The sequence below is a fragment of the Acinetobacter tianfuensis genome, from assembly GCF_003611465.1.
GTDB classification, from domain to species: Bacteria; Pseudomonadota; Gammaproteobacteria; order Pseudomonadales; family Moraxellaceae; genus Acinetobacter; species Acinetobacter tianfuensis.
Window position 1 is genome coordinate 41,417 of record NZ_RAXV01000006.1, and the last position, 15,965, is coordinate 57,381.

General features: G+C 42.2%; 17 protein-coding genes. 3 read left to right on the top strand and 14 right to left on the bottom strand.

Features of this window, described 5'->3' with window-relative positions; all coding sequences use genetic code 11:
- Positions 1-9 precede the first annotated feature (9 nt).
- Complete coding sequence (locus tag D7V32_RS04320) at positions 10-702, top strand: hypothetical protein (protein WP_120401685.1); 693 nt, start codon at positions 10-12, stop codon at positions 700-702.
- 78 nt (positions 703-780) lie between these two features.
- Here the strand turns inward: D7V32_RS04320 and D7V32_RS04325 are convergent, their stop codons facing one another.
- The 6 genes from D7V32_RS04325 to D7V32_RS04340 all read right to left on the bottom strand — a co-directional run bounded on the left by D7V32_RS04325 (position 781) and on the right by D7V32_RS04340 (position 7,681).
- On the bottom strand, positions 781-2,223 hold the full coding sequence (locus tag D7V32_RS04325) for an aldehyde dehydrogenase family protein (RefSeq protein ID WP_120401686.1): 1,443 nt from the start codon (positions 2,221-2,223) through the stop codon (positions 781-783).
- 112 nt (positions 2,224-2,335) lie between these two features.
- Positions 2,336-2,509, bottom strand: coding sequence for a hypothetical protein (locus D7V32_RS17215; protein WP_171407575.1), 174 nt, complete (start codon positions 2,507-2,509; stop codon positions 2,336-2,338).
- A 23-nt stretch (positions 2,510-2,532) separates the two neighbouring features.
- On the bottom strand, positions 2,533-2,682 hold the full coding sequence (locus D7V32_RS17220) for a hypothetical protein (RefSeq protein ID WP_171407576.1): 150 nt from the start codon (positions 2,680-2,682) through the stop codon (positions 2,533-2,535).
- A 217-nt stretch (positions 2,683-2,899) separates the two neighbouring features.
- On the bottom strand, positions 2,900-5,062 hold the full coding sequence (locus D7V32_RS04330) for a malate synthase G (RefSeq protein ID WP_120401687.1): 2,163 nt from the start codon (positions 5,060-5,062) through the stop codon (positions 2,900-2,902).
- A 372-nt stretch (positions 5,063-5,434) separates the two neighbouring features.
- Positions 5,435-6,589 carry a cell division protein ZapE gene (gene zapE, locus D7V32_RS04335; protein WP_120401688.1) on the bottom strand — a complete coding sequence of 385 codons (1,155 nt, stop codon included), beginning with the start codon at positions 6,587-6,589 and terminating at the stop codon, positions 5,435-5,437.
- A gap of 84 nt (positions 6,590-6,673) precedes the next feature.
- On the bottom strand, positions 6,674-7,681 hold the full coding sequence (locus tag D7V32_RS04340) for an AraC family transcriptional regulator (protein WP_120401689.1): 1,008 nt from the start codon (positions 7,679-7,681) through the stop codon (positions 6,674-6,676).
- Positions 7,682-7,846: 165 nt separating this feature from the next.
- Here D7V32_RS04340 and D7V32_RS04345 point away from each other — a divergent pair, with 165 nt between their 5' ends.
- Positions 7,847-9,355, top strand: a complete 1,509-nt coding sequence (locus tag D7V32_RS04345) for a flavin-containing monooxygenase (protein ID WP_120401690.1) — start codon at positions 7,847-7,849, stop codon at positions 9,353-9,355.
- A 49-nt stretch (positions 9,356-9,404) separates the two neighbouring features.
- Positions 9,405-10,313 carry a lysine exporter LysO family protein gene (locus D7V32_RS04350; RefSeq protein WP_120401691.1) on the top strand — a complete coding sequence of 303 codons (909 nt, stop codon included), beginning with the start codon at positions 9,405-9,407 and terminating at the stop codon, positions 10,311-10,313.
- A 111-nt stretch (positions 10,314-10,424) separates the two neighbouring features.
- Here the strand turns inward: D7V32_RS04350 and D7V32_RS04355 are convergent, their stop codons facing one another.
- The 8 genes from D7V32_RS04355 to tadA all read right to left on the bottom strand — a co-directional run bounded on the left by D7V32_RS04355 (position 10,425) and on the right by tadA (position 15,962).
- On the bottom strand, positions 10,425-10,622 hold the full coding sequence (locus D7V32_RS04355) for a hypothetical protein (protein ID WP_120401692.1): 198 nt from the start codon (positions 10,620-10,622) through the stop codon (positions 10,425-10,427).
- 74 nt (positions 10,623-10,696) lie between these two features.
- Positions 10,697-11,395, bottom strand: a complete 699-nt coding sequence (pyrF, locus tag D7V32_RS04360; protein ID WP_171407579.1) for an orotidine-5'-phosphate decarboxylase — start codon at positions 11,393-11,395, stop codon at positions 10,697-10,699.
- 219 nt (positions 11,396-11,614) lie between these two features.
- Positions 11,615-11,980: a lipopolysaccharide assembly protein LapA domain-containing protein gene (locus D7V32_RS04365; RefSeq protein WP_120401694.1), complete on the bottom strand. Its 366-nt coding sequence runs from the start codon at positions 11,978-11,980 to the stop codon at positions 11,615-11,617.
- 15 nt (positions 11,981-11,995) lie between these two features.
- Complete coding sequence (locus D7V32_RS04370) at positions 11,996-12,301, bottom strand: integration host factor subunit beta (protein WP_067730193.1); 306 nt, start codon at positions 12,299-12,301, stop codon at positions 11,996-11,998.
- Positions 12,302-12,466: 165 nt separating this feature from the next.
- A complete protein-coding gene (rpsA, locus tag D7V32_RS04375) occupies positions 12,467-14,146 on the bottom strand; it encodes a 30S ribosomal protein S1 (protein WP_120401695.1) in 1,680 nt (559 codons plus the stop codon).
- A 108-nt stretch (positions 14,147-14,254) separates the two neighbouring features.
- Complete coding sequence (gene cmk, locus D7V32_RS04380) at positions 14,255-14,938, bottom strand: (d)CMP kinase (RefSeq protein WP_120401696.1); 684 nt, start codon at positions 14,936-14,938, stop codon at positions 14,255-14,257.
- A 17-nt stretch (positions 14,939-14,955) separates the two neighbouring features.
- A complete protein-coding gene (locus tag D7V32_RS04385; RefSeq protein WP_120401697.1) occupies positions 14,956-15,387 on the bottom strand; it encodes an SRPBCC family protein in 432 nt (143 codons plus the stop codon).
- 56 nt (positions 15,388-15,443) lie between these two features.
- On the bottom strand, positions 15,444-15,962 hold the full coding sequence (gene tadA / locus D7V32_RS04390) for a tRNA adenosine(34) deaminase TadA (RefSeq protein ID WP_120401698.1): 519 nt from the start codon (positions 15,960-15,962) through the stop codon (positions 15,444-15,446).
- Between the last annotated feature and the right edge of the window lie 3 nt (positions 15,963-15,965).

The window sequence follows — 15,965 nt, forward strand, 5'->3', positions numbered from 1 at the left end:
ACCTGATCAATGAGACCGAAAGATGGCGAGGCGATTAATGTCTCTGACTTTAAAATTACAGCTCCAGAAATGTTTCCTGAAATCCGTTTTGCAAAACGTGCTCAAAATAGTTATCGCTTAATGCAAAATCAGCAAAGGCAACGAGATCAGTTTGGCGTGATTCTTCCTGGCGCAGATGAAGCCTACACGACAGAATTAGAACATAAATTTAGCTGGTTTACAGTGAACTCAGATGAAGGACGTGTCAGGACAGATTGTACAGGCACGTTTAAAATCAATCCTCAGGACGCGCTGCCTTATTTCACCACTGCAAATTCAGCAATTCAGTTTAATTATCAACAAGGAAAACAAAAACATAGCGCATATTTAGAGTTTAAGGATAATAATCAATTTATTCCAATTGAAGATCGAAAAATTCATGCGGCAACGGATTACAAAAATGGACTGAAATTTGATGTGTATATTAATGATATCCAAAGCATGAAAACCGAGTCTATTTCCGCCCATCATTCAATGTACAATTACAAAGTTCAGGTCAAGCTGTATATGACGGCCTATCAACGTAAACCCATGCTGTTGATGAATCACCAAATGCACTATCAAGACAATTGTTCAAGCAGGGGTATTGGCTCTGTTCTATATTACAAAACCCGCTGGAGCCGTTTTTGGGACTATATTCTTCCAGATATTTCATGGAAATAAGCTAAAAAGATATGGGGCTCAATCTAACCTGCTGCGAAGTCTATTTCACAAAATAAAATAGACTTCACTTTGTGTATTTTAAGCAGGGAAAGTCTGCCAATGGGTGCGGGTGAATTCCTCAAATATCCATTCACCATTAAAACGCCCTAAACCTAAATTACGTTCGCCGCCAAAGGGCGCATTGGAATGATCCGCCACACTGATGCCATTGATATGTGTCATACCAATATCCAGCTTGGCTGCAAATTCTCCGCCGCGCGCTAAGTTTGAGGTACATACGGCACTGGACAAACCAAAGCGGGTTGCATTTGCCAATTCAAGTGCATGCGCTTCATCTCGCGCTTTTAATATCGGCAAAATTGGCCCAAAACTCTCTTCTAAAGCAATATCAGCGTGTGCATCCACATGCGTGAAAATATGCGGTGCAACCAATTGACCTTCGATACCGCCTGCATAGGCTAAAATGGCATCTTGCTGTACGGCATTTTGAATAATGGTTTTTAATTTATCGACCTGCGCATTGTTGATGATTGGACCTATAAGGGTTTCAGCATCATTCGGATCACCAGCCACAATACTTTTCACACGTTTAATCAATTTGTCGACATAAGCATCGTGCAAGGATTCATCCACAATCACTCGATTAGTACTCATACAGATTTGTCCTTGATGCAAAAAACGCCCCATCACGGTCAGCTCAACGGCTAAATCTAAATCTGCATCATCTAAAATCACCAAAGGCGCATTACCGCCAAGCTCCAGCGCCAAACGCTTAATTCTAGAGCTTCCTAGCGCTTTGACACCTACCCGCTGACCGACTTCGGTTGAACCTGTAAATGAAATCATCTTAGGCACAGGATGCTCTACAAAATAGTCGCCGATTTCACTGCCGCTGCCAGCAACGACATTCAGCACACCCTGCGGCAATCCTGCTTCCTCAAATAATTTAGCAAGCAATGTACCGCCTGTTACAGGCGTATCACTCGCAGGTTTCAGTACGATACTATTGCCGCAAGCAATAGCCGTCACCACTGAACGCATAGACAAGTGAAATGGGAAGTTCCAAGGGCTAATCACCGCAATCACGCCCAATGGTTTCCTCAGCACAAAACTTTTTCTGCTCAGGTCTTTACTCTCAAGCCGAACAGTTTGCATTTTTTCAGGAAAACTTAGTGATTCTTGGATAATGCCTAGAGATGCATCAACTTCAATATTGGCTTTTAAACGTGTGCTTCCCGACTCATCAATCAGCCATTGAATGATTTCTTCTCTACGCTGCTGAATGACCGCACTTAAGTTCGTGATGACTTGCTTACGAATATCTATTGACTTCGTGATTTCAGATTTAAAGGCAGCTTCTGCTGCATCATATGCACTATCTATATCGGCACAGCTGGCCGCCTGCAATTCAAAAATCAAGTCTTGGCTATAGGGATTGAAGTTCTTAATTTTGCGTATCGATGTCCCTGCCTTCCACTGTCCACCAATGTATTGCAAATCTAATGCGGTATATGCTGACATCCGTCCCATTCCATTTTTATCATTCATTCCAATGTAAAGGCTTCAGCATTGAAAAGCTATGAGAAAAACAGAATGAAACGTTAAGAAATAATTTCTTGCACAATTTCTAAATTTAAACAGGCTGATTAATCTGCTGAATTGCTTTATAAATACGCCAATAGATATAACAGCTGACAAGCACTTCAAAACTGAGATCTTTTATTGTAGTTAAATGCTCAAGTGCAGCTTCATCCATGTGTACAGTCAACATGGATAACAGGACTTCGATGACAATGCCGATAGCCATAAAGAGGGCTAAACTCTGAATAGTTACGGCAAATACAATGCGATAAAGCGTTTTAAAAAATCTCGGCCATGTTCGCCGCCATTGGCTTTAACGATGGCATTCACCCAGCTAATCAATAGCCCGATTTGTAAAATAAAGGAAGCCCATGCTTCGGCTGGCTTAGATTCAGGCATTAAGCTTAGGACTCAGCAGCTAAAGAAAATTAAAATTGAGCTGGCGATGTAATAATTTTTATAATGGGTTTCAGAGACTTTATTTAAACGAATATCGTCTACAAGCCTATTCACATTCCAGAAATACATTTTTAAGCGGCTCAACGTTTCTTTTAGATAAACTTTTATATATGAAAAAAGCCTCCGAAGAGGCTTTTTTAGTCAAATAGGCTAACGATTAGTCACCTGTATAACCTTTTAACTTTAAACGGTAAGCATGAAGAAGCGGCTCTGTATAACCAGAAGGCTGCTCTGCACCTTTAAACACGAGGTCATACGCAGCTTGGTAAGCAAAACCGTCAAAACCAGGCGCCATTGCTGTATAAGCAGGATCATTCGCATTTTGTTCGTCGACGATTTTCGCCATACGCTTCATTACTTCTTCAACTTGAGCAGCAGTTACGATACCGTGACGCAGCCAGTTCGCTACGTGCTGTGAAGAAATACGCAATGTTGCACGGTCTTCCATCAAACCAACGTTGTTGATGTCTGGAACTTTCGAACAGCCTACACCTAGGTCAACCCAACGCACAACATAACCCAAGATCCCTTGAAGGTTGTTTTCAAGCTCTTTGATTTTCTCTTCTTCAGTCCAGTTAGTCTCCGTCGCTAAAGGCGGCGTTAACAAGTCATCTAAAGACAGCGCTTCAGTTTTGAGAAGCTCTTGCTGACGAGCAGAAACGTTGCATTGGTGGTAGTGAATCGCGTGAATTACAGCGCCAGATGGAGACGGAACCCATGCACAGCTTGCGCCAGCTTCTGGATGCTCAATCTTAGTGTTGTACATATCAAGCAGCATATCCGGTTTTGGCCACATGCCTTTACCAATTTGCGCTTTACCGCGAAGGCCAGCTTGAAGGCCAATCATCACGTTACGGTTTTCGTACGCTGGGAACCAAATTTGAGACTTCACTTCGCCTTTACGAACGAATGGGCCTGCTTCCATAAAGGTATGAATTTCATCGCCAGTACGGTCCATGAAACCTGTATTAATGAAGATCGTACGGTCTTTCGCTTGCGCGATACAGTTTTTCAAGTTTACAGATGTACGGCGTTCTTCATCCATAATACCGATTTTTAATGTTTTCGCAGGTAAGCCTAGTGCTTGCTCTGAACGTTCAAACAATTCAACTGCAAATGCAACTTCTTCTGGACCATGCATTTTTGGCTTCACGATGTACATAGAACCTTTACGCGAGTTCTTGTTTTCGTTCTCGCCTTTGATGTCTGCGAAAGTAAGCAATGGCGTGATCAATGCATCCATGATGCCTTCGTAGATCTCAGCGCCATCTACAAGGATTGCAGGGTTTGTCATTAAATGACCAACATTACGAAGAAGCATTAGTGAACGGCCATGAAGTTTCGTTTCACCGCCAATTAAGTTCTTGTGCGTACGGTCTTTATTCAGTGTACGTGTAATCGTTTTGCCGTTCTTCTCGATAGACTCAGAAAGCGTACCTTTCATTAAGCCTAACCAGTTACGGTAGCCTTCAACTTTCTCTTCAGCATCTACTGCAGCGATCGAGTCTTCCAAGTCTTGAATTGTTGTTACAGCAGCTTCAAGAACAAGGTCTTTTACGCCAGCAGGGTCTGCTTGACCAATTGGGCTTGTCGCATCTACTTCAATAATGACATGCAAACCATTGTTCAATAGAACGATTTCTGTTGGCGCAGCTTCTTCGCCATTGAAACCTACAAATTGAGCTTCATGCGCTAAAGTTGTTTTAGAGCCGTCTTTTAACGTTACAGCTAATTTTTTAGCTTCTACAGCATACTGAGTTGCATCTGCGTGCGAACCGGCTGCAAGCGGGAAAATTTCATTTAAGAAGTTTTTAGCGAAAGCAATTACTTTTTCGCCGCGCACTGGGTTATAGCCCTTGCCTTTTTCCGCACCGCCTTCTTCAGAGATCACGTCAAAGCCGTAAAGCGCGTCGTATAAAGAACCCCAGCGAGCGTTCGCTGCGTTCAAGCAGTAACGTGCATTACGCACTGGTACAACCAGCTGCGCGCCAGCAAGCAATGCGATTTCTTCATCTACATTTTCTGTGCTGATTTGGAAATCTTCTACTTCTGGTACCAAGTAGCCAATTTCAGTTAGGAAAGCTTTGTAAGCTTCGAGTTCAAATTTGTTGTTGCGGTGCCATTCATCAATTTTAGCTTGAATGTCATCACGCTTAGCCAATAGTGCTTTGTTCTTTGGGCTAAGATCGACAACGACTTGTTCGAAGTTTTTCCAGTAAGTTTCACTGTCCAAACCTGAACCTGGAAGTGCTTCATTTTCGATGAAATCGTAAAGTTCTTTAGCAATCGCTAACTTGCCTTTTTGAATACGTGCAGTCATTGTCTTTCCTGATATTGCTACTTTTTATAACAAGAGATTCCAGTATACCTATTTATACTTAGCTGAATAGCACTATCACATTACTAAATAGTGATCATTTTTTAGCAAGTAAATACCCTCATTTTCTTGCCCAAAAAGTAGATCAGCAATGCAACATCACCAGCTTGAATGCTCTTTTACAGTTTATAAAGTTTTTGAAATGTCTAAATTAGACTTAAGTTCAGATTTTCGCTTTAAAATTAAGCAAAACCTCAAAATAAGCTAAATTTACGCTCTTGATTAAGCCATGAATAACAATAAATGTCGATGAATTCAGCAGTTCAAATACATAAAAAAAGCGCCGATATTCGGCGCTTTTTTACACTGCTAGAATTACTCAACGACTTCTTTAGATTGATCGGCCTGAATCTGTCTATGAGAAGAATGCAGGTAATCATCTGACTGCATTTCAAGCAAACGAGAACGCGTACGCTCAATTTCAAATGCGAGCTTCTCACCTTGATAAAGATCAATAATCGAATCTTCAGACGTTAAAATTAATTTAACACCGCGGTCATAAAATTCATCGACCAAGTAAATAAAACGGCGCGTACCTTCTGACAAATAATCGGTCATATGCGGCACATTGCTGACCAATACCGTATTATAGACATTGGCAATTTCAATGAAGTCTGCCGGGCTGCGCGGTTTTAAACAAAGATCCGAATATTCACACCAAAGCACATCTTCCGTGTGGCCAATAGTTTCTACAATGCGCTGGTTAATAATAATCGGCTCTTGCGACTGTGTCTGACCTTGCGTTAATGCGCTGAAACGCTTTGCCATCCAAAGTTTATTTTCATGTGTCAGCGGCGACTTAAACAGCTGCGCCTGTTTCAGCACACGCAAGCGGTAATCTACGCCGGCATCCACATTTAAAACAACGCAATTCTTCTTCACCATTTCAATGGTTGGCAAGAAACGGTCACGATGAATACCATTTTTATATAAACCGTCTGGCGCAATGTTTGAGGTTGCAACCAATGTAATGCCGCGAGTGAAAAGTTTTTGGAACAAATCACTCAGAATCATGGCATCCGTAACGTTGGATACAAAAAACTCATCAAAACAAATCACCACGGCTTCTTTATAAATTTGATCTGCCACCAAATCTAATGGATTGCGCTGTCCAGATAGCTTGTTCAGCTCACGGTGCACATACTGCATAAAATGGTGAAAATGCATACGGGTTTTACGGCGAAATGGAATGGATTCATAGAACTGATCCATCAGCCATGTTTTACCGCGGCCTACACCGCCCCACATATAAACACCCTGCGGTGAACTTTGACGGCGGAAACGGCGGAATGCTTTTTTAGATGCTTTGAAACGCTGCAGCAGCTCTTGCCAAACACGATCAAGTTCATGCACTGCTTGCGCCTGTGCTTCATCTGGCAGAAATTGACCCGATGCCAATACTTGCGCATAACGGTCTGCAGGTGAAATTGGGGAGAAAACCATGCTTTGCTGTGATTGAATGTCTGACATAACTTTGAATACTACTTTGGGCTAATAAAATTATAGCGAAAATTGAAGCTGAATATATAACACTTTGGGATGACACTGCTTAGGCTATTTCATATATTGCCTCGGACTGCGTCCAAACCAGCGTTTAAATGCGTGATTAAACGCCGCTGGCTCCGAATAGCCCAGCAGCTCTGCAATAATTTCAATGGAATACTCATTGTATTCCATTAACCGCAGCGCTTTATCCTTAATAATATCCTCGCGGATTTGTTTATAACTGGTATTCAGCTGCAGCAGCTGATGACGCAGCGTACGTTCAGGCACATTCAGCGCAGACGCCGTTTCCGCCATGCTTGGCATGCTGCCGCTTTGCAGCTCTAAATAATCCTGTACCCGCTGAATCAGCGATGGAACCGTTTCATCAGAGCTTAAGCGCTCTAGCTCAGCTATGCATTTTGCTTCATACAAATTAAAGGTAATAGAATCTGCAGAAGGAATTTTCACATCCAGCACAGAATCTTCAAACCAAAATGAAGCCAATGGCGCACCGAATTTCACATTTGAACCATAATACTGATGATAAACCTGCAGCTGCTGCAGATCTTCAGGCTGTTCAAACGGCAATTCAACGTTAATATACGGTGATGAAAGTCCCATCATCTTGTATAAATCACGAATAAATTTATAGGTCCCTGAAATTTCGGACTGCGCCAGCATCAAGCCCAGCTGTGTATTCATATTTTGCGGACGGTAACACAGCGCAGCCTCATGCACACTCAGCGCCATACCCAGCTGCCCAGTTAAATGAGTCAGGCGCTGAAAACGGATGCCTTGCTCCAGTACAGTCCGAATATTTTGACACGTGACCAACAGCATCAGCAAAGGCCCATAACCCGCCAGCGTATAATGCTGACCAATCCATAAACCCAGTTCTGGCTCTACATCCTGACCAATAACTTTTAATACGTCCCACTCCAAGCTTGGGTGAATCACCGAAGCTGGATCTAAGGCATCAATGCGCAAGCCTATGCTTTGCAGCTTTTGATCAACGTCTATGCCTGCCTTACGCATGCCTTGCACCAAATACATCAGGCTTAGAATAGATCGCTTCATAAACACCTAAAATTAAATCTAAATTCTTTTTCTATTACACTTTTACTATAAAATTCGAGCAATGAACATTGCCGTTTTGATCAATCTTAGTGTCAGGCGAATCATTCCATTTCAATTTAATTTTGCTTTATGCTACTGCCATAATCAAAAAAAGAGTCAAATGGCATGGTAAATCGCTCCATTCAAAATACACAAAACAATCGCGCCAAAATTGCAATTATCGGCGGCGGCTTCGGCGGTATCGCCATCGCTATCCGCTTGCTGCAAAGCAATATTCAAGATTTTGTCATCTTAGAAAAATCCAGCGATTTTGGCGGTACATGGCGTGAAAACCAATATCCGGGCGCCGCTTGTGATGTTCAGTCACATATGTATTCGCTGTCTTTTGCGCCCAAAACAGACTGGTCAAAACGCTATGCCGAAGCGCCTGAAATTTTTGAATATATCCAAGGCCTCATTAAATCGCACGAATTAGAAACATGCACTGAATTAAACTGTGAGGTGCAAGCCATTCATTATGAAGAAGAAAGCTGCCAATGGCATTTAAGCTTAAATCATGAACGCATGCTCAGCGCACAATATGTTATTTTTGCCTCTGGCCCGCTGCATGTGCCGCAAATCCCTCATATACCCGGTATTGAAAAATTTAAAGGCAAAATCTTCCATTCTTCACAGTGGGATCACCAATTCAACTTAAATGATAAAAAAGTTGCTTCAATTGGCACTGGCGGAAGCGCTATTCAATACATCCCCGAAATTGCGCCGAAAGTACAAAAACTGTATGTCATGCAGCGTACTGCTGCTTGGGTGATTCCACGTGATGAACGGCGCTATCTGCCTATAGAAAAGAAACTTTTTGACCGCTTTGACTGGTTCAGAAAAATTCACCGCGCACGTTTATACTGGTCAAATGAATCCCGCGTTGTACCCATTGTTAAGCCTCAAGTCATGAAGTATGCTCAAAAATTGGCTGAAGCGTATATTCGTCACCAAGTGAAAGACAGCGCCACAGCAGAAAAACTGATTCCAAATTATATTATGGGCTGCAAACGCATATTGGTCTCCAATAAGTATTTCCGCAGCTTCAACTTACCTCATGTCGATTTAGTCACAGACGGTATTTTAGAAATAACTGAAGACAGCATCATTACCAAAGATGGTCAAAAACGTGAAATTGACTGTCTGATTTATGGCACAGGATTTATTACTGACCCTCGTATTTACTTAAAATCATTCAGCTGTACAGGCCTCAACAACCTCGAACTCAAAGATGCATGGAAAGATGGTGCTGAAAGTTATTACGGCATCACCACCAAAGGCTTCCCTAACCTTTTTCAGCTGCTTGGACCCAATACCGTCTTAGGCCACAACTCGGTTATTTTTATGATTGAGTCACAGGTCAATTATATTTTACAGCTGATCCAGCTCACGGAAAAAACACACAGCAAAGCTATTGTGGTGAAAGATGAGGTTCAAGACCGGTTTAATCTTGATTTGCAAAAAAACTTTCAAGGCACAATCTGGCAATCTGGCTGTGTCAGCTGGTATCAGCAAGATGACGGCAAGAACTTTTCTTTGTGGCCAACCTACACTTGGAAATATTGGCTGAAAACCAATAAAGTGAATCCAGCTGACTACTTGCTGCTGCAGCCTTCACAAAATCATGCGGCTTAAATATTAAACTGGCATAATAGGCAGCTAATTCTTTACTGCCTATTCTGTTATGCAATCTCTTTGGCTGATTTTCCAGCTCCTCTTCTGTTTATTTATTGGATTTATACTTGCCCGCAAACTGCCAGAAAGACTTGAAAAACTCTGCTTTAAAATACTGCCTTACTTTACTTATTTATTACTCATAGCAATTGCCATCGAGTTTTCTCAGACCCTGCACAACTTAAGCAGTCCTGCACAAATTCTGTCCACAGCCGTACTGATTGCTTTGGGAACGTCAATCGGCGCTTTCATCTGCTGCTATGTTCTATTCAAAGCCTTTGGCTACAAGCCTATGCAAGGCAAAGTCTCGGCAGACTTATTGCTTTCTTCACTGCTCAATATCAGCTATGCCTTTTTTGCATTAGCACTCGGATATGGCATGGCAGAACTATTCAGCTATTTTCAGCTCAATGTACACATCAGCACTTGGTATTTACTTTTAGTCTTTATGTTCCTAATTGGACTGGACCTCGCTTATTCACCTTTAGACCGCTCATGGCTAAACTGGAAAATTTTGCTCGTGCCGCTTGCCTGCATTGCGGGCTCATTACTTGGCGCAGTTGCAGTTTCTTATATGATTAGCAGCATCAGTCTGAAAGATTTGATTATGCTTTCCCAAGGTTATGGTTTTTATTCAATGACCGGCATTGTTGTAACAGAACTAAAAAATGCACAGCTCGGCAGTATTGCGCTTATCAATGATTTATTCAGAGAAATTTTTGCCATTTTATTTATGTACTTAATCGGCTGGCGCTATCCGCGCTCTGCAATTTCATCGGCTGGAGCAACAGCCATGGATGTGACTTTACCCATGGTAAAACAGTCATGCGGCAATGATTTTATTCCGCATGCCATGGTCAGCGGATTTATTCTATCTGTATTAGCGCCAATTGCTGTCAGCATCTTAGCTGCGCTTTAATCGCCTCTCCTATACGCCAAAGTTCCTGCGCTATTCTATAAAGCAGAGCTTTGGCATGTTTTCCCCTATCATATCCAATTAAAATCCATACTTAGAAAGCTTAAATCCGAGTTAAAAACTGAGATCAATATCACCGATAAAATCACCAACAGCATCAATTGCATCTGAAGCAATTTCGATCACATCAAAATCAGGAATCCAATCTGAATGATTTAACTGTTTTTGCTGCTCTTGTTCTTTATCTTTCTGAATTTCAGCTATATCTACATTTTGCAGCTCTACAGCAGCTTCAGTTTTTTCACTATCCATATACTTATCTCTTATTTTAATTTTTGATGTTCTAACATAAAAGAGCCTTTCATTCGAAAGGCTCTTTATTGCATTTATGACATGGATGCCAAAATATCTTTTAAAGTTTGACGCGGGTTTTCAGACTTGGTAATTGGACGCCCAATGACCAAGTGTGTTGAACCGTCTAACATTGCCTGCTTCGGTGTCACAATGCGCTTTTGATCATCCGCATTTGAACCTGCTGGACGAATGCCAGGGGTTACCAATGAGAAATCCTGACCAAGCGTTTCTCGAAGCATTTTCGCTTCTTGTGCAGAACAGACCACACCATCTAACCCGCTGTCTTTAGTCAGCTGAGCAAGGCGTTTTACATGCTCAAACGGCTCTGCATCTAAACCCAGATCAGCCAAATCTTCACGGCCCATTGAAGTTAAAACCGTAACAGCGATCAGCTGCGTACTATAATTCCCAGCCTTCAAGCGTTCAACACATGTTTCCATCATCTTGCGGCCGCCGGATGCATGTACATTGACCATCCAAACGCCCATATCTGCCGCTGCGCATACAGCCTGAGCAGTCGTGTTTGGAATATCATGAAATTTTAAATCTAAGAAGACTTCAAAGCCTTTATCATGCAGCGCTTTAACCACACTTGGGCCTTCATGGGTAAACAGCTCTTTACCAACTTTAACGCGGCACAATGCAGGATCAAGCTGCTCAGCAATTGTTAATGCGTCATATTGGCTTTTAGCATCGAGTGCAACAACAATACTCAAGAGACTACCCTTTATATAATCAAGACAAATCGACTGCATTATAAAGCTATTCCTTTTGCGCAACCAAGCTTAAATCTGGAATATATTACAAAGCTTTTCTTATTCAACTCAAAGGCTGCTTTTATTTAAAGCTCAGTAAAGAAAAAACTCCTTAAGGAAAAAATCTTTAAGGAGCCTAAATATATATTGCTTGATTTATCTGGCTTCAAACAAATATTTTATTTCAATTTCACATTAAAGCGGATTTGAAGAGCGGTCTTCTGGATGAATATCCATCACCGTCTTCTCATGCCGAGTGGTTGCCGCAGCTTCAGAAGCAGCCAATTGTGCAGCTTGGATTTGCTCCTTACGCAATCGATCAATATCTTTACGAAGACGTTTAATTTCCCAATTGTTTTGGAATACTCGGAAAATTTGTACACCTAGCAGTAAACCCAATACAACACCTAAAGCCAAGGTCAGCAATAGAAGCAAGCCTAAACGCATTGCAGGTACTTGAGTAAACAGCAAATCTACAGAAAGTTCCGTACTATTTTGCAAAACCAAAAATAGTGAGTAACCAAAAAGCAAAATTAAAATTATTGCGAGTACGTAGCGCATAGGCACCCCTAAATATTATTTGCCTGCTGACTCGTTAACAGCATCACGCAAGGCTTTACCCGGTTTAAAGTGAGGAACTGCCTTTGCCGCCACTTCTACTGATTTACCAGTTTTAGGGTTACGGCCAACACGAGGCTCACGGTGATGAAGTGCGAAACTTCCAAAACCACGGATTTCAATACGATTGTCTGATGAAAGAGCTTCAATCATCTGATCAATCATAATTTTAACAGCTTCTTCAACAAGCGGTTCTGCTAAATGAGGATTCTTAAGAGAAATACGCTCTATTAAGTCAGACTTATTAAGTGCTTCAGTAGTCATCTGCGACCTCTTTAATTATCAAGCTACTTGGAATCTATTTGCAGATAATAACCTGTTTAAATACAAAACGGTAGCGCAATAATGACTTACTGCGCTACCGTTTACAGTATTTGTATAAAAAGTATTAGTTAACTTACATTAAACTAACACAATTTAATCATTTACTTAGTTGCCCATTTGAGCTTTGATCAAATCACCAATAGTCTTAGGACCATTGTCTGAAGTTGCTGTAGCTGTCTTGTTCAAGTTAGCTACTGCTTCTTTCTCTTCAGCTTCGTCTTTCGCTTTAACTGACAAGTTAATAGTGCGAGACTTGCGGTCTACATTGATGATCTTAGCTTCAACTTCTTGACCAACTTCTAGGAACTTAGTCGCATCTTCAACGCGGTCACGGTTAATTTCAGAAGCTTTCAACTGAGCTTCAACTTCGTCAGCTAACTTAACAGTTGCGCCGCGAGCGTCAACAGCAGTTACAGTACCTTTAACCAAAGCACCGCGTTCGTTAGCAGCAAGGAAGTCGTTGAACGGATCGCTGTTCATTTGTTTGATGCCAAGGCTGATACGGTTGCCTTCAGCGTCTACTGAAAGGATAACCGCTTCAACTGTGTCACCTTTCTTGTAACGACGGATAGCTTCTTCGCCTTGTTCGTTCCAAGAAATGTCAGACAAGTGAACTAGACCATCGATGCCGCCTGGCAAACCGATGAAGATACCGAAGTCAGTGATAGACTTGATCGTACCTGAAACTTTTTCACCTTTGTCGTGGTTCTTAGCAAACTCTTCCCATGGGTTAGCACGAGTTTGTTTGATACCAAGAGAGATACGACGGCGTTCTTCGTCAACTTCAAGAACCATAACATCAACTTCGTCACCGATCTGAACAACTTTAGACGGGTGGATGTTTTTGTTAGTGTGGTCCATTTCAGAAACGTGTACTAGACCTTCAACGCCTTCAGCGATTTCTGCGAAACAGCCGTAGTCAGTTAGGTTAGTTACGCGCGCTTTAACGATAGAACCTTTAGGGTAACGGCTCATGATCGCTAACCATGGATCTTCGCCTAATTGTTTAAGGCCTAAAGATACGCGGTTACGTTCGCGGTCGAATTTAAGTACTTTAACAGTAACTTCTTGACCAACTTCAACAACTTCTGATGGGTGCTTGATACGTTTCCAAGCCATGTCAGTGATGTGAAGAAGACCGTCGATACCGCCAAGGTCAACGAACGCGCCGTAGTCAGTAAGGTTTTTGATCGTACCAGTAACTGTTTGACCTTCTTCAAGCTGAGCAAGAAGAGCTTCACGGTCAGCTGAAGATTCAGCTTCCATAACAGCACGGCGAGAAACAACAACGTTGTTACGCTTAGCGTCAAGTTTGATTACTTTGAATTCTAACTCTTTGCCTTCCAAGTGAGTAGTATCACGGATAGGACGAGTGTCAACTAAAGAACCAGGAAGGAACGCACGTACTGGACCGATGTCAACAGTGAAACCGCCTTTAACCTTACCAGAGATAACACCAGTAACGATTTCGCCGTCTTCAAAGATTTTTTCAAGTTTAGTCCAAGTTTCAGCGCGTTTAGCTTTTTCGCGAGAAAGAACTGTTTGACCCATACCGTTGTCAAGAGCTTCAACAACAACGTCTACAGTATCGCCAACTTGAACTTCAAGTTCACGTTGTTCATTCAAGAATTCAGCGCGGTCAACAACGCCTTCAGATTTAAGGCCAGTGTCAACAGTAACCCAGTCAGAGTCGATGCTTACTACAACGCCTTGGATGACAGCACCCTTTTCAACGTTGAGGTTTAATTCGCTTTCTTCAAAGAGGGCTGCAAAAGATTCGGTCATGATATACCTGATAAAGTCAGCGGTCTTGGATCAGACAAGGCCGGTTTAATTAAGCGTCTACATAGTCCATATAAAACTGATCAAGCTATGCTTCTGCTGAAAAATAAGTTATTTAGCGAATTGCTGATCTGCATACGCAGTCATCAACTCAAATACTTCATCAATATTCAATTCAGAACTATCAATGATGTACGCATCTTCCGCTGGCTTAAGGGGGGCAACTGTACGTTCCATATCCCGCTTATCACGCGCTTCGATATTAGCTAAAATGTCGTTTATTTTAACATCCAAGCCCATAGCCTGCAACTGGTTTACACGGCGCTGAGCTCGAGATTCAGCCGAAGCTGTCAAATAAATCTTCACTTGAGCCTGCGGAAAGATGGAAGTTGCCATATCGCGGCCATCTGCAACCAAGCCCGGCGCTTGCGCAAATGCATGCTGACGCGCAAGCAGCGCTTGTCTAAGCTCTGGAATAGCCGCTACTTTTGATGCAAATTCACCCACACGCTCGGTACGGATGGTTTGACTCACATCTTCGCCTTTCAGCAAAATTTGAATACCGTCTTCAGTGCCAATAAATTCGATATCTAAATTTGCAGCAATTTTTGTACACGCATCCAATTTAGTTTCCAATGCATCAAGCAGCCCGTCTTGATGCAATGACAAGCCGAGCAAACGGTACAGCGCGCCAGAATCCAGCAAATGAAATTGATAATGCGCCGCCAGCTTAGAGGCCAAAGTACCCTTGCCTGAGCCGCTTGGGCCATCGATGGTAATAATTCGAACAGTCATTGCTTTTCCGCTGTGTTTTAGACAGTTTTCGCGAGTTTAGAAAACCCCATTTTAATCGCTGCTTTCAACTGAGCAAGGATTAATTTACTCACAAAAGGCGCACGCGCCTGTAATTCAATTGTATATGTCACTAAAGTTTTCGCATCATCAACAGGCTGAAACTGAATGATGCCCAGATGATGCTTTACCAATGGATTTTTAATAATCTTATATTCAATACGCTCATTCAGCTCAAGCACAATAATCTGCTCCTGCAGCGGCTTGACTGGACCGAAGCCCATACGGCGCACCGAACCCACACCATCTGGACGCTCAGGATCAGCTGAATCTTTCACACGCACGACTTGTACTGGTGCAAAAGCAACATTATAAGTCGCATGTTTAGACAACAATTCGAATACCTGTTCTACAGGCGCATGAAATTCTTTTTGTATGGTAATCGAGTTCATAGATAGATCCTGAAAGTTATTGTGCTGTTTTTATGAAATAGCAAATATCATACGCTTTAGCCCTGATCATTTAAGGCCTTTTCTTGTAATTTTTGCTGTTTTTTTTGCTCACGGCGCATCTTAAAAAACAGGCTGAGCTGCTCCGAACATGCCGCATGCAAAGCGCTTTGTTCAAAGTCAAAAATATGATTATAGTAACCCGTTTCAAAAAGTTTACGCGCACTGACCAATGAGCCGGCTTTGGGCTCAAATGCGCCATAAACAACCCGTGAAATACGTGAATGCACCAATGCGCCCACACACATGGTGCATGGTTCTAAGGTAACATACAGCACAGCATCTGCTGGCATGCGATAATTTTCAAGCTGGGCGCAAGCTTGGCGGATTGCTTGAATTTCAGCATGAGCAGTCGGGTCATGCAAAGAAATTGGCGCATTATAACCTGCGCCAATAATTTGATTTTCACTGACGATAATTGCGCCGACCGGTATTTCACCCTGTCCCGCAGCAGATGCAGCCTGCTCCATCGCCAGCTGCATCCAGTATTCATCACTGAATTTTTCAACAGCACTCATGTA